Consider the following 17759-nt stretch of genomic DNA (forward strand, 5'->3'; position numbering starts at 1 on the left):
GGGACGCAATGAGACAAAATACGTAACATTCGATACAGCGCCCCCAGGGGACGGCAGTATGGAGAGAGCACGGCCCGCCAGCCTTGCACCGTCTGAAACCGTGAGGGTGACGAACCCCGGCGGCTCAAGCCCCTTTGTCTTCACCTGCGACCACGCTTCCAACGTCCTGCCCGCCGAGTTCGGGACGCTCGGCCTGCCGGCCGAGGATCTTTCGCGCCACATCGCCTGGGATCCCGGCGCGCTTCCTGTCGCTCGCCGCATGGCCGAAGCGCTCAATGCCATCTTGATCGAGACCCGCGTGTCGCGGCTCGTCGTCGATTGCAACCGGCCGCTCGACGCGCCGGACCTCGTGCCGCCGATTAGCGAGACGACGGCCATCCCTGGGAACACAGATCTATCCGACAAGCAGCGCGCCGCGCGCGTCGACCTTGCCTGGCGCCCGTTCCACGACACGATCGCCCAGATCATCGACGGGCGGCTGGCGCGCGGCCAGGAGACGCGGCTGGTGTCGGTGCACTCCTTCACGCCGGTCTATAAGGGCAAGAACCGGCCATGGCATATCGGCATCATCCATGACGAGGATCGCCGGTTGGCGGCGCCGCTGATATCGGCGCTGCAGCGGCTCTCCGGCGTCACCGTCGGCGTCAACGAACCCTATTCGCCGGCCGACCGCGTCTATTTCACGCTGGAACGGCACGCGCGTTCGCGCGGCCTTGCCTGCGCGATGATCGAAATCCGCAACGACGAAATCTCCGGCGAGACCGGGCAGCGGAAATGGGCGGATCTGCTCACCGGCATATTCTCGAATCTGGAGCCTGACGAGGCCAGGGGCTCCCGACAACGCGCAATGGGAAAGTCAGTACAATCGGCCAGCTAAGAACCAGATAGGGGACTTCCAAAATGAGACCTGAAGAAATCGACAAGTCTGAGGACGTAAAAGTCCTTCACAGCATGGGATATGCCCAGGAATTGGCTCGCCGCATGAGCGGCTTCTCCAACTTTGCCATTTCCTTCTCGATCATTTGCATCCTGGCGGGTGGCATCACCTCGTTCCCGCTGGCCATGGCCACGGGCAGCGGTTTCGAAGCGACCATCGGCTGGGTTATAGGCGGTCTGTTCGCCCTTGTGGTCGCGGCTTCGCTCGGCCAGATCGGTTCGGCCTATCCGACCGCCGGCGGGCTTTACCATTGGTCGTCGATCTTGGGCGGGCGCGGCTGGGGCTGGGCGACGGCCTGGATCAACCTGCTTGGGCTGATCTTCGTTGTCGCTTCGGTCAATGTCGGCGTCTATGCGCTCTTCAAGGACCTCGTTTGGGCCGGCGTGTTCGGCCACGATGTGTCGGCTTGGGGTTATCAGGAGCAGGTGATCGGGGTCGTGATCATCACGGTGACGCAGGCGCTATTCAACCATTTCGGCATCAAGTTGACCACCGCGCTGACCGACTTTTCAGGCTATCTCATCCTGGTCGTTGCGGTGGTGTTGACCGCGATGTTCCTGATCTGGGGCGCGAGCTGGGATTTCTCGCGACTGACCACTTTCGTCAACAACACGGGTGATGCGGGTGGCGGCTATGTGCCGACGGCACGGACGGCGCTGGTCGCCTTCCTGATCGGTCTTCTCTATCCACTATACACCATCACCGGTTTTGACGCCTCCGCCCATACCTCGGAGGAGACCCACAACGCGCGGGTGGCAGTGCCGCGCGGCATGATCCATTCGGTCCTCTGGTCATTGGTCTTCGGCTTCGTCATGGCCGTCTCTTTCGTGCTGGCAAGCCCGGATCTGGCGGCGACTGCCAAGGACGGCGCGAACGCCTGGTTCAATCTCTTCAATAATCTGCCGGCGCCGTTTTGGTTGAAGAGCATCATCGCCATCGCGATCGTGGTAGCAAACTACATCTGCGCGCTGGCTGGACTGACCTCCACCTCGCGCATGATATTCGCCTTCGCGCGTGATGGCGGGCTGCCCGGCTCCTCCATGTGGAAAACCGTCAGCCCGACATGGCGCACGCCGGTGGCGGCGATCTGGCTCGGAGCCGTCCTCTCGGTCGCAGCGACGCTTTACTCGCCGGCTTTCGCGGCTTTGGCGGCCGGCTGTGCCCTGTTCCTCTATGTGTCCTATGCGATGCCGGTGGCGGCTGGCCTTCTTGCTGAAGGCAAGAGCTGGACCGAATTCGGCCCGTTCCGTCTGGGCGTGTGGTCCAAGCCGTTCGCCATCATCACCATCCTCGGCGTTCTGGTTTTGATGTACGCGGGTATCCAGCCGCCCTTCGATATCTTGATCAACTATGCCATCGGTTTGATCATCCTTCTTGCGGTGCTGTGGTTCGGCATAGAATCCAAGCGGTTCAAGGGCCCGCCGATCGGGGCCGACATTGCTCGCCGTCAGGCGGAAATTGCGGCTGCCGAAGTGGCGGTTGGCGAGACCGGCCACTGATACTTCGCTTCATGGCCATGGCCGGCGCAACGCCGGCCATGGTTTTGTTTCTCCCTTTTCAATCGACAAGCGCTGGAGTGCCAAAGGAATGGCCGGGAATTTCTCGATCGATCAGTTGAAGAAAGCGGTCTCTAACGGCGAGATCGACACGGTGCTGGCCTGCATCGTCGATATGCAGGGCCGGCTCTCGGGAAAACGCTTCTTGGCTCAGTATTTCGTCGATTCCGCGCATGGCGAGACGCATGGCTGCAACTATCTCTTGGCCTGCGACATCGATATGGAGCCGGTGCCGGGCTACAAGGCGGCGAGCTGGTCAAAGGGCTATGGCGACTTCGTCATGAAGCCGGACCTGTCGACGCTGCGGCGCATTCCCTGGCTGGAGAAGACGGCGCTGGTCATCTGCGACGTGCTCGACCATCACGACCATGAGGATTTGGCACACTCACCCCGCGCGATCCTGAAGAAGCAGGTCAAGCGCCTGCAGGAGCGCGGCTATATCGGCTATTTCGCCTCCGAGCTCGAATTCTATTTGTTCAGCGAAACCTACGATTCCGCGCGCAAGAAGCACTGGCAGGGGCTCGACAGCGCCTCGCCCTATATCGGCGACTACCAGATCGGCATCACCAGCAGGGAAGAGGGCGTCATGCGCCGGCTTCGCAACGAGATGGAAGCCGCCGGCATTCCGATCGAGAATTCCAAGGGCGAGTGGGGTCCCGGCCAGGAAGAGATCAATGTGCGCTATGCCGAAGCGCTCGAGATGGCCGACCGCCACGTCATCCTGAAGAACGGCGCCAAGGAGATCGCCGATTCCGAGGGCAAGGCGATCTCCTTCATGGCCAAGTACAATTACGGGCTGGCCGGCAATTCCAGCCATATCCACAATTCGCTGTGGAGCGCGGACGGCAAGACGCCGCTGTTCTTCGACAAGACGGCCGACTGGACGCTGTCGAGCCTCGGCCAACAATGGGCGGCCGGGCAGCTCAAATACGCCAAGGAATTCACCTGGTTCCTGGCGCCCTACATCAATTCCTATAAGCGCTTCCAGGCCGGCACCTTCGCGCCGACCAAGATCATGTGGAGCGAGGACAACCGCACCGCCGGCTTCCGGCTGTGCGGCGAGGGCACCAAGGGCATCCGCATGGAATGCCGCATCGGCGGCGCCGATCTCAATCCGTATCTCGCCTTCGCCGCCCTGATCGCGTCCGGCCTTGCCGGCATCGACGAGAAGCTGGAGCTGCAGAAGCCGTTCGTCGGCGACGCCTATCAGGCCTCGCGTCTGCCCGAGATCCCGAAGACGCTGCGCGACGCCACCGAGACACTTTCGAAGTCGAAGATGCTGAAGCAGGCCTTCGGCGACGACGTGATCGAGCACTATGTGCACACCGCCCGCTGGGAGCAGTTCGAATATGACCGCCGCATCACGGATTGGGAGCTGCACAGGGGCTTTGAGAGGTACTAGGGGGCTGGGTTAGGGTCGGCGCCGCCCTCACCCTTACCCTTCCCCCGTGAAGAACGGGGAGAGGGGGTCGCCCGCGCAGGAGCTTCTCCCTTCTCCCCGTTACTATACGGGGAGAAGGTGCCGGCAGGCGGATGAGGGGCGGCGCCAAGCCAAGTGATTTTCGATTGTTGTAAAACTGCGAGGAAGAAATGACCGAAACGGTCAAACTCAAATCCCCCATCGACGGATCGATCTATGCCGAGCGGCCGGTCGCGAACGATCAGGCGATCAACGCGGCGGTCGAGCGCGCCAGGGCGGCGCAAGAAAAATGGGCCGAGACGCCGGTCGTCGAGCGCGGCAAATACATGTTGGCGATGCTGGAAGCCCTGGTTGCGATGACCGACGAGATCGTGCCCGAGATCGCCTGGCAGATGGGCCGGCCGGTACGCTATGGCGGCGAGTTCGGCGGCGTCAAGGAACGCACCAACTACATGGTCGAGATCGCCGAAGCCGCGCTGAAGCCGGTGCTGGCCTCCAACCCGAAGGACGGCTTCCGCCGCTATGTGAAGAAGGTGCCGCTCGGGGTCGTGCTGGTGATCGCGCCTTGGAACTATCCGTATCTCACCGCGGTCAACACGATCGTGCCGGCATTGATGGCGGGCAGTGCCGTTATCCTCAAGCATGCCGCGCAGACGCTGCTGGTCGGCGAGCGCTTCCAGCAGGCTTTCGACAAGGCCGGCCTGCCAAAGGGGCTCTTCCAGAACCTGGTCATGAACCACGCCCAGACCGAGAAGCTGCTCGGCTCCGGCAAGATCGATCATGTCAATTTCACCGGCTCGGTCGGCGGCGGCCGCGCCATCGAGAAGGCCGCGGCCGGCACCTTCATGACGCTCGGCCTCGAGCTCGGCGGCAAGGACCCCGCCTATGTGCTGCCCGACGCTAAGATGGATCATGCGGTCGCCAATCTGGTCGACGGCGCTTTCTTCAATTCCGGCCAGTGCTGCTGCGGCATCGAGCGCGTCTATGTGCACGAGAAGGTCTATGACGCGTTCATCGAGGGTTTTGTCGCCGAGACCAGGAATTATGTCGTCGGCAATCCGCTGGAGCAGGCGACGACCATGGGGCCGATGGCGCAGCCACGCTTCGCCGACCTGATCCGCGAGCAAAAGGCCGAGGCGCTGCGCAAGGGCGCCAAGGCCCATATCGGCATGAAGGTCGAGAACGACAGGCCAGGCTCGCCCTATCTGGCGCCGGAAGTGCTGACCGGGGTCGACCACCAGATGAGCGTCATGCGCGAGGAAAGTTTCGGGCCGATCGTCGGCATCATGAAGGTGCGCAATGACGAGGAAGCGATCGCGCTGATGAACGACAGCCCCTACGGACTGACGGCGTCGATCTGGACGCGCGACACGGAGCGCGCGGTGGCCATCGGCGACCGCGTCGAGACCGGCACGGTGTTCATGAACCGCTGCGACTATCTCGACCCGGCGCTGGTCTGGACCGGCGTCAAGGACACCGGCAAGGGCGCCGCACTCTCGGCCATCGGCTATGACAATCTGACCCGGCCGAAATCCTATCACCTGCGCGAAGCAATCTGACTTTTTGAAAGACAAGACATGTCCAAGCTGATCTCCAAATGGAACTACCCCACCACCGTCCGTTTCGGCGCCGGGCGTATCAAGGAACTGCCGGACGTGCTGGCTGCCGCGGGCATCAAGCGCCCGCTCTTCGTCACCGACCCGGGCCTGGCGAAGCTGCCGGTCGTCGCCTCGACGCTGAAGATCCTCGACGACGCCAAGGTTCCCTATGGCGTGTTTTCGGAGGTGAAGCCGAACCCGGTCGAGTCCAACCTCACTGCAGGCATCGCCGTGTTCAAGAAGGGCAGGCATGACGGCGTCATCGCCTTCGGCGGCGGCTCGGCGCTCGACCTCGGCAAGCTGATCGCCTTCCAGGCCGGGCAAACGCGCCCGGTATGGGATTTCGAGGATGTCGGTGACTGGTGGACCAGGGCCAACTCGGACGCGATCGCGCCGATCATCGCGGTACCGACCACGGCGGGAACCGGCTCCGAGGTCGGCCGCGCCGGCGTCATCACCAATGAGGAGACCCACACCAAGAAGGTCATCTTCCATCCGAAGCTTTTGCCGGCGATCGTCATTGCCGATCCGGAGCTGTCGGTCGGCATGCCGGCCTTCATCACCGCCGGCACCGGCATGGATGCGCTTGCACATTGTCTCGAGGCCTATTGCGCGCCGGGCTATCACCCGATGGCCGACGGCATCGCGGTGGAAGGTATCCGGCTGGTGTTCGAGAACCTGCCCAAGGCTTTCGTCAACGGCAAGGATCTGGTTGCCCGCGCCCATATGATGAGCGCCGCCGCCATGGGCGCTGCCGCCTTCCAGAAGGGGCTGGGCGCCATCCATTCGCTGTCGCATCCGATCGGCGCGCTCTACGACACTCATCACGGCATGACCAATGCCGTGTTCATGCCTTATGTGCTGGCCTTCAACCGCGAGGCGATCGACGAGCGTATCGCCAGGCTCGCCGCCTATTGCGGCATCAAGGGCGGCTTCGACGGCTTCGCCAAGGCGATCGTCAAGCTGCGCAAGGAACTCAAGGTGCCGCATACGTTGCCCGGCCTGATCAAGGGCCTCGACATGGACAAGAAGCGCAAGACGCTGATCGCCGACATGGCGGTGGTCGATCCTACGGCCGGCGGCAACCCGGTCAAGCTCACCAAGAAGGCGGCGCTGACGCTGCTCGAAAATGCGATCGCCGGCTCCGTCTGAGAGCCGGCTTTCAATGCCGAAGAGTTGACTGAAGAGGCGTTCCAAAGGGGAAGGGAGAGGGCAAAGGGCAAGGTGAATAACCATTAGCCGGAAAATTAAGCGCGGGCTAATTGCTACAGTCCGTTAAAAAGAGTTAACTTTTTTCGCCGCGGGGATCGGGTTTCAAAAAGCCTTCATCCGGCTGTCACACGAAAACGATACCCGCATTGCAGGCGCCTAAACGCGCCAGTTCAACGGAGAGAACACATGTTCAAGTTCACGGGGAAAGTGCTTTCCCTCTCGGCCGCGGCGCTCTTTGCGTCGACGGTGATTTCGTCCGCGGATTCGCTGGACGATCTCGTCAAGGCCGCGAAGGCTGAAGGCCAGCTCACCACCATCGCGCTTCCGCATGACTGGTGTGGCTACGGGGCAGTGATCGACGGTTTCAAGGCTAAGTATCCGGGGATCACCATCAACGAGCTCAATCCCGACGCCGGCTCGGGCGACGAGGTCGAGGCGATCAAGGCCAACAAGGACAACAAGGGCCCGCAGGCGCCCGACGTCATCGACGTCGGCCTGTCCTTCGGCCCGACCGCCAAGGCCGACGGCCTGCTGATGCCTTACAAGGTGTCGACCTGGGACTCGATCCCGGACAGCGCCAAGGATGCCGATGGTGCCTGGTATGGCGATTATTACGGCGTGCTGTCGTTCATGGTGAACAAGGACCTGGTCAAGGAATCGCCGACCGACTGGGCCGACCTGCAGAAGCCGGAATTCGCCAATTCGGTCGCGCTCGCCGGTGACCCGCGCGCGTCGAACCAGGCCATCCAGGCGGTCTATGCCTCCGGCCTGTCGTCGGGTGCCGCCGCTGGCGAAGCTGCCGGGAAAGCCGGCCTCGAGTTCTTCAAGAAGCTCAACGCCGCCGGCAACTTCGTTCCGGTCGTCGGCAAGCCGGCGACGCTGGCCCAGGGCCAGACGCCGATCCTGATCAACTGGGACTACAACGCGCTCGCCGGCCGCGACACGCTGAAGGGCAACCCGCCCGTCGACGTGATCGTGCCGAAGACCGGCGTCGTCGCCGGCGTCTATGTGCAGGCGATCAGCGCCTTCGCGCCGCATCCGAATGCCGCGAAGCTGTGGATGGAATACCTCTATTCCGACGAAGGCCAGATCGGCTGGCTGAAGGGCTATTGCCACCCGATCCGCTTCAACGATCTCGCCAAGAACGGCAAGATCCCGGCGGACGTGCTGGCCAAGCTGCCGCCGGCTGAGTCCTATGCCTCGGCGGCTTTCCCGACGCTCGACGAGCAGGGCAAGGCCAAGGAAGCCATCAGCAAGAACTGGGACGCCACTGTCGGCGCCAACGTCAAGTAAGACTTGAAATGCACCGGGCGGCCGCCTGGCCGCCCGGCTTTCCCTCGAAGACGGTGCCGGGCACATGACCGATCTATCGCTTTCAAATCAGTCTATTGCCACCAAGCCCGCGCCGCCGACCGAAGCGACTGCTTTTCGCCTGCCGACGCAATGGATCGGCGTGGCGCCGTTCTTCGTCTTCGCCCTGATGTTCCTGATCATGCCGACGCTGTATCTCGTCATCGGCGCGTTTCAGACCGGGGAAGGCGGGTTCACGCTCGACAACGTCCTGCAGTTGGTCAGCGATCCTTCGATCGCCAATTCCTATTGGGTTTCGATCAAGATCAGCTTCTGGTCGGCCATCGTCGGCGCTTTTGCCGGACTGGCGATTGCCGTGGCCATCGTGCGCGGCGGCCTGCCCAGCTGGGTTCGCTCCGCGACGCTGACCTTCTCGGGCGTCGCCTCGAATTTTGCCGGCTTGCCGCTTGCCTTTGCGTTCATCGCAACGCTCGGCCGCGTCGGCATCGTGACGGTGCTGCTGCGCGACATATTCAACCTCAACATCTATGCCCTGGGGTTCAATTTCCTGACCACGTGGGGGCTGATCGTCGTCTATCTCTTCTTTCAGATCCCGCTGATGGTGGTGATCATCGTGCCGGCGATCGACGGCTTGAAGAAGGAATGGAACGAGGCGGCCGCCACGCTTGGCGCCACCCAGTGGCAGTACTGGCGCATGGTGGTGATACCGGTGCTGTTTCCGAGTTTCCTCGGCACCGTTATCCTTCTGTTCGCCAACGCCTTCGGCGCCATCGCAACGGCCTATGCGTTCGCCGGCCCGCAGCTCAACATCGTTCCCATCAAGCTCTATTCGCAGATCAACGGCGACGTGCTGCACAACCCGCAACTCGGCTACGCGATCGCCTTCGGCATGATCGTCATCACCGGATTGGCGAATGTCTTCTACATCTGGTTCCGGACCCGTTCCGAGAGGTGGCTGAAATGAAGTCGGGCAAATTCTGGGCCTGGATCGTCTTCGGTATAGGCACGGCCTATTTCTTCATCCCGCTGCTGGCAACGTTCGAGTTTTCGCTGCGCATGCGGCGCGGCGTCCATTCCTTCGACGCCTATCAAGTCGTGCTCGGCGATCCGCGCTTCCAAGCGACGTTCCTGTATTCGGTGGTCGCCGCCATCTTCACCATCATTCTCGGCGTGCTGATCGTGGTGCCGGCCGCCTACTGGATCCGTCTCCGTTTGCCTCAAATCAGGCCGGTCGTCGAATTCATCACGCTGCTGCCGCTGGTCATTCCGGCGATCGTCATCGTCTTCGGCTATATCCGTATGTACGGCTCGAATTCGCCGCTGCCGTTCCTGGCCAGCGATCTCGGCGCCAGCGCCTTGCTGGTGATCGGCTATGCGACGCTGGCGCTACCCTACATGTACCGCGCCGTCGACACCGGCCTTCGTACCATCGATGTCAGAACGCTGACGGAAGCAGCCCAAATCCTCGGCGCCGGCTGGGGCACGATCATCACCCGCGTCATCCTGCCCAATGTGCTGATCGCGGTGCTGTCGGGTGCCTTCCTGACCTTCGCCATCGTCATCGGCGAATTCACCATGGCAAGCCTGCTCAATCGGCCGGCATTCGGCCCTTACCTGCAGAATATCGGCGCCAATCGTGCCTATGAGCCGGCTGCACTTGCGATCATCGCCTTCGCCATCACCTGGGGCTGCATGTCGCTGATCCAGATCCTGTCCCGCTTCGCGCCGAAATCGGCGAACCGCCCAAATTGATCGAGAGAACCACGCCATGGCCGACCCATTCCTCTCCATCCAGCACGTTCGAAAATCCTTCGGTGCCACCACCGTGGTGGAGGACTTCAATCTCGACGTCGAGCCGGGCGAATTCGTCTCCTTCCTGGGGCCGTCCGGCTGCGGCAAAACCACGGTGTTGCGTATGGTCGCCGGCTTCGAGGAGCCCTCGGCCGGCAAGATCGTCGTCGGCAGCAAGGACATAACCAGGCTGAAGCCCAATCAGCGCAATGTCGGCATGGTGTTCCAGGCCTACGCGCTGTTCCCGAACCTGACGGTGGCGCAGAACATCGCCTTCGGGTTGAAGGTCGGTGGCATGCCGAAGGCCGATGCCGACAGGCGGGTCGCCGAGATGCTCGATATCATCAAGCTGCCGCAGATGGCCGACCGCTATCCCTACCAGCTTTCCGGCGGCCAGCAGCAGCGCATCGCGCTCGCGCGGGCGATTGCGCCGAAGCCGAAGCTGCTTCTGCTCGACGAGCCGCTGTCGGCGCTCGACGCCAAGGTGCGCGTGTCGCTGCGCGAGGAAATCCGCTCGATCCAGAAGAAGCTCGGCATCACCACCATCTTCGTCACGCATGACCAGGAAGAGGCGCTGTCGATCTCCGACCGCATCGCGGTGATGTATGGCGGCAGGGCCGAGCAGGTCGGCACGCCGTTCGAGATCTACAACCGGCCGGCGACCAAATTCGTCGCCAATTTCGTCGGCACGCTCAACGTGCTGGAGGGCAAGGTCACCGATGCCGCTTCCGGCAAGGTGCAAGTCAACTCGCAGGAAGTCTCGCTGAAAGGCAAGCTCAACGGTTCGAAGTCAGGCGACACGCTGTCGCTGGCGCTGCGGCCTGAAGCCATCTCGCTGGGGCGCCAGCCCGGCCACGACACCAGCCTGTCGGGCGAAATCGCCGAAGTGCATTTCCTTGGCTCAGTCATCCGCGTGCGCGTCGGTATCGGCGGCAAGACGGTGTCGCTCGATACCTTCAACAACTCCACGACGCCGCCGCCTGTCGTAGGCGACAAGGCGGACATCTCCTTCTCATCGGGCGATATGCTGGTTCTGCATTGACGGCTCTGGCCCGTCCTGATGCCGATAAGACATGCCAGACGGTTCTCGGTGATATACGGCCGTCATCGGCATGTCCTGCGAGCACCCCTATGAAGCGGCGCGGGTTTGCCGGATAAATCAACAGTATCCTGTCTCAGGGTACTGACAAGCTTCGCGCTTCGCCGCTACGATGAGCCATGGCGCTGTTCGAACTCACCCTTGTCCTGCTGCTCATCGCCGTCGCGCTGACGGCGGTATCGCGATGGCTGGAGGTACCCTACCCGTCGCTGCTGGCGCTTGCCGGCGTTGGGCTTGCCTTCGTGCCGGGCGCGCCGGTGATCGAGATCGATCCGGAACTGGCGCTGGCGCTGTTCATCGCGCCGGTGCTGCTCGATGCCGCCTATGACACCTCGTTGCGCGACCTGAAGCGCTACCGGCTGTCGCTTGCCCTGCTGGCGCTTGGCGCGGTCGTCTTCACCGCGGCGGTCGTTGCCTTTGTCGGCTGGAAGATGGCCGGCCTGCCGATCGCGGCGGCGATCGCGCTCGGCGCCATCGTCGCGCCGCCGGACGCAGTCGCCGCAAGCGCGGTGCTCAATCAGTTCAAGGTGCCGCACCGTCTGACTGCGATCCTGCAGGGCGAGAGCCTGCTCAATGATGCCACGGCGCTGCTGATCTACCGGATATCGGTTTCAGCCGCCATCGGCACACTCATGCTCAAAGACGCAGTGCCCGTCATCCTGCTTGCAACGGTCGGCAGCGTTATCACCGGCTATCTGTTCGGCCGAGTGTCGCGGCTCACGCTGACACGCATCGAGGACGCGGCAAGCAGCACCGTGGTGCAGTTCGCCGGAACCTTCGCCGTCTGGATCATTGCCGACAAGCTCGGCCTCTCCGCCATCATCACCATCGTCGTCTATGCCATCACCATCGCGCGCACCACGCCGCGCCGCATGTCGGCCAGACGCCGCGTCAGCGCCTATTCGGTCTGGGAATCGGCGGTGTTCGTGCTCAATGTGCTGGCGTTCGTGTTGATGGGCCTGCAGGCACGGTCGATCATCGGCCGGCTGGCCGACGATGGGCAGGGCAAGGCATTCGTCTTCGCCGCGACGGTTCTTACCGTCGTCATCGTGGCGCGCCTCGTCTGGGTGGCGGGGTATGTCGCGATCATCCGATGGTTTGCCCGCAACGACAGCGAGGAAGAAAAGCAGGATGCGCCGACATTTGCCGGTGCCGCGCTTGTCGGCTGGTGCGGCATGCGCGGGCTGGTGACGCTGGTCGCCGCCATTGCCTTGCCGGCCGGCTTTCCTGGGCGTGACCCGATTGTGCTTGCCGCTTTCGCGGTCGTGCTCGGCACGCTGGTGCTGCAAGGCATGAGCCTGAAGGTTCTGCTGCGCTGGCTCAATTTCCCGCGCGATACGACGATCGATCGCGAGGTGGCCGAAGCGCGCGTCGCCATCATGCAGGCCGCGCTCGATGTGCTGAGCCGCAAGACCTCGTCGGCTGCCGCCGTCGTGCGCGAGCAGTACGAGGCGCAGCGGCGGATCGCCGAAAATCCCGACGACGCGCAGGCCGCGACGGAATACGACCGGTTGCGCCTCTACGCCATCAAGCGGCAGCGCGACACGCTGGAGGAACTGCGCAGCAACGGCACGATTGGCGACGAAGCCTATCACCGGCTGGAGGAGGAGATCGACTGGTCGGAACTTGCCGCGTCGCCCGCCGGAAGCTTCCAGCCGCTGACGACTTATTAGAGCGCCGGTTCGCCGATTTGCACTGGACTATTCCGCTTGCCCCGCCGGTCCATTGCAACGCAAGGGGCGGGGCGTTACTGCGATCACCAGAAGTGAGCCGGTTAATCAATGAAGCTGATCAGCTACAATATCCAGTATGGCTACGGCAGCGACGGGCGCTACGATCTCAGCCGCTGCGCCAGGCTGGTGGACGGCGCCGACATCGTCTCGCTGCAGGAGGTGGAGCGGCATTGGCAACGCAGCAACGAGGACGACCAGCCCGAGATCCTGTCCAGCTTGCTGCCCGGCTATTACTGGGCTTACGGCCCGGCCTTCGACATGGATGCCAGCGAGAAGCGTGATGGCCGCGTCGTCAACCGCCGGCGGCAATTCGGCACGATGGTGCTGTCGAAGCTGCCGATCGTCTGGTCGCGGCTGCACACTTTGCCGCAGCGGCGGACGCTGAGGCCGCTCAACACCCGCAATGCGGCGCTCGAATGCATGATCCGCACGCCGGCGGGACCGTTGCGGGTGCTTTCGTTGCATCTGGCGCATATCGCGGCTGAAGAGCGGCTGGAGCAGATCGACTACCTGCTTGCCGAACATCGCCGCGCGCCGTCCGACGGCGGCCCCTGGAGCGGCGTCGACGACGAGCCGCAGCGCAACTGGTCGAACGGCCAGCCGGAACCGGAAAACCCGTTGGCGGCGATCTGGCTGGGCGACTTCAACATGGAGCCGGGCAGCGCCGAATACCGGCGCATCGTCGGCAATACGCCCTACCATCGCGGCGCTGCCTATATCGACGGATTCGTCGATGCCGCGGCCTTCGCCAGCGGGTCGGGGCCGGACTTCCATACGCACGAAAAGATCATCGACGGCAGGCTGGCGAAACGACGGCTCGATCATTGCTTCGTCGGCGGCATGCTGGCCGACCGGGTGCGTTCTGTGAGCGCCGATATCGGCGAGGTGAGTTCCGACCATTTCCCGCTCAGGATCGATATCGATCTGGAAATGCCGGGCATCGCGTCAGGCCTGGCGGGCAGGTGAGGCAGGCATGACGCTGTTCGTCGTCCTGGCGGTGCTTTCGGCGGCGGCCATGCATGCGATCTGGAACGCGCTGGTCAAGGTGCATCTCGACCGCTTCCTGTCGATCACACTGATGACGCTCGGCATGGGCTTTGCGGCGCTGGTCGCGCTTCCCTTCGTCGAGGTGCCAAAGGCCGAAGTTTGGCCTTACATCTTCGCCTCGATGATCTTCCACATGGGCTACCGCACTTTCTTGATCGGCGCCTACAAGGCCGGCGATTTCGCTCAGACCTATCCGCTGGCGCGCGGCACCGCACCATTGCTCTCGGCGCTCGGCGGCATCGTCCTGATCGGCGAGGTCCCGGCGCCATTCGCCATCCTCGGCATCGTGCTTCTGTCGGCGGGCACGCTGGTCATGTCGTTCCGGGGCGGGGCGCATCTGGAGAAGCTCAATCTGCGCGCGGTCGGCTTCGCGCTCGGCACATCGATCTTCATCGCCAGCTACACACTCTCCGACGGCAGCGGCGCGCGGCTGGCGGCAACCGCGCAAAGCTATGCGGCCTGGCTGTTCGTCTGCGATGCGACGTGGGCGCTTTTGCTGTGCATCTTCTTTCGCGGGCCGCGGTCGCTGCCTGTGCTGGCGCGCGACTGGAAGGCCGGGCTGTTCACCGGCGTGCTCAGCGGCGCGGCCTATTGGATCGTGATGTGGGCAATGACCAAGGCGCCGATCGCCTCGGTCGCGTCGCTGCGCGAGACCTCGATCCTGTTTGCCATGCTGATCTCGGTGCTGGCGCTGGGCGAGAAGATGACCGTCTGGCGCGCGGCCGCGGCGCTCGGCATCGTTGCCGGTGTCGCGGCGCTCAGAATGGGTTGAAGACAGACCCTCAGCCGAGCACGGTCATCACCTGGCCACGCCTTTCCGGACTGAAGCGGATGACGACGATGATGCAGACGGCGACCACGCCGGCAAACAGGGCCAGCGCATAGCCGTAGCTGCCTCCCGGCGCTTCGGCAATGCCGGCCTGATAGGGACCGCCATAGGAAGCGGCGAGATTGCCGGCCTGGTAGATGAAGCCGGGCAAGGTCGCCCGCACCGAGCCTGGCGACAATTCGTTGAGATGCACCGGGATGACGCCCCAGGCTCCCTGCACCGCGACCTGCATGATGAATGCGCCGATTGCCAGCATGAAGGGCGTGGTCGTGTAAGCCCAGAGCGGGATTGCCGGCATGGCGATCACGCAAGCGAGCGTGATGGCGTTGATGCGGCCAATCTTCTCGGACAGCGCGCCGAAGGCCAGGCCGCCGACGATCGCGCCGATATTGGCGACGATGGTGATCCAGCTCACCGTGTGCGTGTCGAAGCCGTGCTGCTTCTTCAGGAAGGTCGGATAGAGGTCCTGCGTGCCATGGCTGAAGAAGTTGAAGAACATCATCAGCACCACGGCGTAGAGCGCGATCCGCCAGTGCTTCCGCAACGTTTCTAAAAGGCCGGGCCGCGTCTGGGCGCGGCCTTCGACGAAGGCCGGCGATTCCGGCACATGCGAGCGGATGAAGAGCACGATCAGCGCCGGCAGGAAGCTCAGGAGGAACATGGCGCGCCAACCGAAGGTGAAGTCGCCGATCTTCTGCCCGTAGAGCAGCCCGTAGACGACCGCGGCCAGCAGATAGCCGGCCGGATAGCCGCATTGCAGAATGCCCGAGACCGTGCCGCGCGCGCTTGGCGGAATGGATTCCATGGCGAGCGAGCTGCCCAGACCCCATTCGCCTCCCATGGCTATGCCGAACAGGGCACGCAGCGCCAGGAATATGCCGAGATTGGGCGAGAAGGCGGCCAAGGCGCCGATCACCGAATAGCTGACGATATTGAGCATCAGAATGGGCTTGCGGCCGTATCTGTCGGCAAGCACGCCGAAGAAGAACGCGCCGATGAAACGCGTCGCCAGTGTCAGGAACAGTGCTTTGGAGACCGCCGGCACGTCGGTCTGGAATTCAGCGGCAATATCGGTGAGCAGGAATGTCAGAAGGAAGAAATCAAAAGCGTCGAGCGTCCAGCCGAGGAACGATGCGGTTACGGTTTTCTTCTGCTCGGGGGTGAGGTTCAAGGCAGTGCTCCTTTTGCATCCCCCGAAAGCACGATATGTTCCAGGGCGGGCAAAAGAGAACGGGACGGCCGCCGGATTTGAGCCGGCGAGCGGTCACATTTGCGTCACCTCCAGATCAATGACCATCAGCCCGTCGGTGCCGCCTTCGAGCGCGGCGACCAGGCGCGCGCCGGCGCGCTGATGCGCCTCGTGAACGAGGTAGGCGTCGCGGGCGTTGGCATCGCGGAAGTCGATGGTGAAACCGTGACCGAAGCCGCGCCCGAACGGCTCCGGGCTGACATTGGCGCTGAATTGGACCCTGTCCATGCCGGCGATAACGGCGCGCAAGGCTTCGAGATCAGCGTGAATCGCCGCGCGCTCGATTTCAGGGACGTCGTCGCGAAAGCGGACAAAGACGCAATGCCGGATCATCGTTGATGCCTCATGCCGCCTGGTTGCCCTTGAACACGGCCGGCGGCAGCGGCTCGCGGCCGAGGATGAGATCGGCGCCTTTTTCCCCGACCATGATCGTCGGCGCATTCGTGTTGGAGGAGGGAACGCGCGGCATCACCGACGCATCGCAGACGCGCAGACCTTCGATGCCGCGCAGCCTCAAATCCGGCGTCACCACGGCCATCGCATCATGCCCCATGCGGCAGGTGCCGACGGGGTGGTGGTCGGTCTTCGACGTGCGGCAGGCGTAGTCGAAAAGGTCCGCGTCGCTTTGCAGGGCAGGGCCGGGCAGCACCTCGCGCAGCACATAGGGCTGCAGCGCCTTCTGCCGCATGATCTCGCGAGCCAGCCGCAGGCCCTTGATCGACATGTCGCGGTCGTAAGGATCGGACCAGTAGTTCGGATCGATCAGCGGGTGGTCGGCGGGGTCGGCGCTCTTCAATCGCACCGTGCCGCGCGAGCGCGGGCGCAGGAAGGCGGAGTTCAGCGTCACGCCCGGATTCTTCAGCTTCTCGACGCCTGCCTCGATGCCGGAGCCGAGGCCGAGATGGAACTGGATGTCGGGCGAGGCGGCGGTCGGGTCGGCGTACCAGAAGCCGCCGGTCTCGAACAGGCTTGAGGCGACGGGGCCCTTCTTGAGCAGCAGATATTGCAAGCCGGCCCACATCGTGCGGTGCAGCTTGGCGTAATTGTCATAGGTATGGTCGCCGGTGCATTCGGCGATGACGAAAAGGTCGAGATGATCCTGCATGTTGGAGCCGACGCCGGGCAGGTCATGCACGGGCGTGACGCCAACCGACTTCAGATGATCGGCCGGGCCGATGCCTGATTGCAGCAGAAGTTTCGGCGAGCCGATGGCGCCCGACGAGACGATCACCTCGCGTTCGACGCGCAATATGGTCTTCTCGCCGCCCGGCTTGTCGACGATCTCGACGCCGACGGCGCGGCCCTTCTCGACGACGACGCGGGTGACGAGCACATCGGTCCTGACCGTCAGGTTCTTGCGGCTGCGGATCGGCTTCAGATAGGCCACGGAGGCTGATGAACGCCGCGCATCCTTCTGGGTCAGCTGATAGTAGCCGACGCCTTCCTGGCTGGCGCCGTTGAAGTCGGGGTTGAACGGAATGCCCATTTCCTGCCCGGCGCGAAAATAGGCCTCGCAGATCGGCAGCGGCGAGATCGGGTTGGAGACGCCGAGCGGTCCCTGGTCGCCATGGAAATCGTTCGCGAAGCGCTGGTTGTTCTCGGCGCGCTTGAAATAGGGCAGCACATCGCGATAGCCCCAGCCGGCCAGTCCCTCTTCCTTCTCCCAGGCGTCATAGTCGCGGGCATTGCCGCGCGTGTAGATCTGGGCGTTGATCGATGAGCCGCCGCCGACGACCTTGGCCTGCGTGTACCAGAAGACGCGGTCCTTCATGTGCCTCTGCGGCACTGTCGACCAGCCCCAGGAGGCGATACCCTTGGTCATCTTGGCAAAGCCCGCCGGCATGTGGATCAGCGGATGCCAGTCCTTGCCGCCGGCCTCCAGAAGCAGGACGGAATTCGACGGATCCTCGGTCAGCCGGTTGGCGAGAACGCAGCCGGCCGGACCGGCGCCGACGATGATGTAGTCAGCCATGGTTC

At 63.4% G+C, this 17759-nt stretch carries 15 protein-coding genes; 12 read left to right on the plus strand and 3 right to left on the minus strand.

The window, feature by feature from the left end; genetic code table 11:
- Positions 1-58 precede the first annotated feature (58 nt).
- The 12 genes from LB529_RS08540 to LB529_RS08595 all read left to right on the plus strand — a co-directional run bounded on the left by LB529_RS08540 (position 59) and on the right by LB529_RS08595 (position 14476).
- Positions 59-877 carry an N-formylglutamate amidohydrolase gene (locus LB529_RS08540; RefSeq protein ID WP_224603303.1) on the plus strand — a complete coding sequence of 273 codons (819 nt, stop codon included), beginning with the start codon at positions 59-61 and terminating at the stop codon, positions 875-877.
- 23 nt (positions 878-900) lie between these two features.
- Positions 901-2436, plus strand: a complete 1536-nt coding sequence (locus LB529_RS08545) for an amino acid permease (protein WP_095766291.1) — start codon at positions 901-903, stop codon at positions 2434-2436.
- A gap of 88 nt (positions 2437-2524) precedes the next feature.
- A complete protein-coding gene (locus tag LB529_RS08550) occupies positions 2525-3895 on the plus strand; it encodes a glutamine synthetase family protein (RefSeq protein ID WP_224710815.1) in 1371 nt (456 codons plus the stop codon).
- A gap of 188 nt (positions 3896-4083) precedes the next feature.
- Positions 4084-5472, plus strand: coding sequence for an aldehyde dehydrogenase family protein (locus tag LB529_RS08555; protein WP_224603305.1), 1389 nt, complete (start codon positions 4084-4086; stop codon positions 5470-5472).
- An 18-nt stretch (positions 5473-5490) separates the two neighbouring features.
- Positions 5491-6663, plus strand: coding sequence for an iron-containing alcohol dehydrogenase (locus LB529_RS08560; protein ID WP_224710816.1), 1173 nt, complete (start codon positions 5491-5493; stop codon positions 6661-6663).
- A 246-nt stretch (positions 6664-6909) separates the two neighbouring features.
- A complete protein-coding gene (locus LB529_RS08565; protein ID WP_095766294.1) occupies positions 6910-8016 on the plus strand; it encodes an ABC transporter substrate-binding protein in 1107 nt (368 codons plus the stop codon).
- A gap of 64 nt (positions 8017-8080) precedes the next feature.
- Entirely contained in the window at positions 8081-8998 is a 918-nt protein-coding gene (locus LB529_RS08570) for an ABC transporter permease (RefSeq protein WP_095766295.1), read from the plus strand.
- Positions 8995-9786, plus strand: a complete 792-nt coding sequence (locus LB529_RS08575) for an ABC transporter permease (RefSeq protein WP_224710817.1) — start codon at positions 8995-8997, stop codon at positions 9784-9786. The genes LB529_RS08570 and LB529_RS08575 overlap by 4 nt, the downstream gene beginning before the upstream one ends.
- Before the next feature lie 16 nt (positions 9787-9802).
- Positions 9803-10867, plus strand: coding sequence for an ABC transporter ATP-binding protein (locus tag LB529_RS08580; protein WP_224710818.1), 1065 nt, complete (start codon positions 9803-9805; stop codon positions 10865-10867).
- 176 nt (positions 10868-11043) lie between these two features.
- Positions 11044-12597, plus strand: a complete 1554-nt coding sequence (locus tag LB529_RS08585) for a cation:proton antiporter (protein ID WP_224710819.1) — start codon at positions 11044-11046, stop codon at positions 12595-12597.
- A gap of 108 nt (positions 12598-12705) precedes the next feature.
- On the plus strand, positions 12706-13623 hold the full coding sequence (locus LB529_RS08590) for an endonuclease/exonuclease/phosphatase family protein (RefSeq protein WP_224710820.1): 918 nt from the start codon (positions 12706-12708) through the stop codon (positions 13621-13623).
- 7 nt (positions 13624-13630) lie between these two features.
- Positions 13631-14476, plus strand: coding sequence for an EamA family transporter (locus LB529_RS08595; protein ID WP_224524090.1), 846 nt, complete (start codon positions 13631-13633; stop codon positions 14474-14476).
- Positions 14477-14486: 10 nt separating this feature from the next.
- On the opposite strand, the gene LB529_RS08600 is transcribed toward LB529_RS08595, so the two are convergent.
- The 3 genes from LB529_RS08600 to LB529_RS08610 form a co-directional block, all read right to left on the minus strand.
- Positions 14487-15704, minus strand: a complete 1218-nt coding sequence (locus LB529_RS08600; RefSeq protein ID WP_224524102.1) for an MFS transporter — start codon at positions 15702-15704, stop codon at positions 14487-14489.
- Positions 15705-15797: 93 nt separating this feature from the next.
- Entirely contained in the window at positions 15798-16115 is a 318-nt protein-coding gene (locus LB529_RS08605; protein WP_224524104.1) for a Dabb family protein, read from the minus strand.
- 10 nt (positions 16116-16125) lie between these two features.
- The gene (locus tag LB529_RS08610) at positions 16126-17754 is read right to left on the minus strand and encodes a GMC family oxidoreductase (protein WP_224543419.1); all 1629 of its coding nucleotides are present in this window, start codon (positions 17752-17754) and stop codon (positions 16126-16128) included.
- Between the last annotated feature and the right edge of the window lie 5 nt (positions 17755-17759).

Source organism: Mesorhizobium sp. CA5, assembly GCF_020165105.1.
GTDB lineage: Bacteria > Pseudomonadota > Alphaproteobacteria > Rhizobiales > Rhizobiaceae > Mesorhizobium.

What these genes read in the sequence shown, in the direction of transcription:
- LB529_RS08540 (WP_224603303.1), top strand. Translation starts at nt 59, where the DNA reads ATGGAGAGAGCACGGCCCGCCAGCCTTGCACCGTCTGAAACCGTGAGG.
- LB529_RS08545 (WP_095766291.1), top strand. Translation starts at nt 901, where the DNA reads ATGAGACCTGAAGAAATCGACAAGTCTGAGGACGTAAAAGTCCTTCAC.
- LB529_RS08550 (WP_224710815.1), top strand. Translation starts at nt 2,525, where the DNA reads ATGGCCGGGAATTTCTCGATCGATCAGTTGAAGAAAGCGGTCTCTAAC.
- LB529_RS08555 (WP_224603305.1), top strand. Translation starts at nt 4,084, where the DNA reads ATGACCGAAACGGTCAAACTCAAATCCCCCATCGACGGATCGATCTAT.
- LB529_RS08560 (WP_224710816.1), top strand. Translation starts at nt 5,491, where the DNA reads ATGTCCAAGCTGATCTCCAAATGGAACTACCCCACCACCGTCCGTTTC.
- LB529_RS08565 (WP_095766294.1), top strand. Translation starts at nt 6,910, where the DNA reads ATGTTCAAGTTCACGGGGAAAGTGCTTTCCCTCTCGGCCGCGGCGCTC.
- LB529_RS08570 (WP_095766295.1), top strand. Translation starts at nt 8,081, where the DNA reads ATGACCGATCTATCGCTTTCAAATCAGTCTATTGCCACCAAGCCCGCG.
- LB529_RS08575 (WP_224710817.1), top strand. Translation starts at nt 8,995, where the DNA reads ATGAAGTCGGGCAAATTCTGGGCCTGGATCGTCTTCGGTATAGGCACG.
- LB529_RS08580 (WP_224710818.1), top strand. Translation starts at nt 9,803, where the DNA reads ATGGCCGACCCATTCCTCTCCATCCAGCACGTTCGAAAATCCTTCGGT.
- LB529_RS08585 (WP_224710819.1), top strand. Translation starts at nt 11,044, where the DNA reads ATGGCGCTGTTCGAACTCACCCTTGTCCTGCTGCTCATCGCCGTCGCG.
- LB529_RS08590 (WP_224710820.1), top strand. Translation starts at nt 12,706, where the DNA reads ATGAAGCTGATCAGCTACAATATCCAGTATGGCTACGGCAGCGACGGG.
- LB529_RS08595 (WP_224524090.1), top strand. Translation starts at nt 13,631, where the DNA reads ATGACGCTGTTCGTCGTCCTGGCGGTGCTTTCGGCGGCGGCCATGCAT.
- LB529_RS08605 (WP_224524104.1), bottom strand. Translation starts at nt 16,115, where the DNA reads ATGATCCGGCATTGCGTCTTTGTCCGCTTTCGCGACGACGTCCCTGAA.
- LB529_RS08610 (WP_224543419.1), bottom strand. Translation starts at nt 17,754, where the DNA reads ATGGCTGACTACATCATCGTCGGCGCCGGTCCGGCCGGCTGCGTTCTC.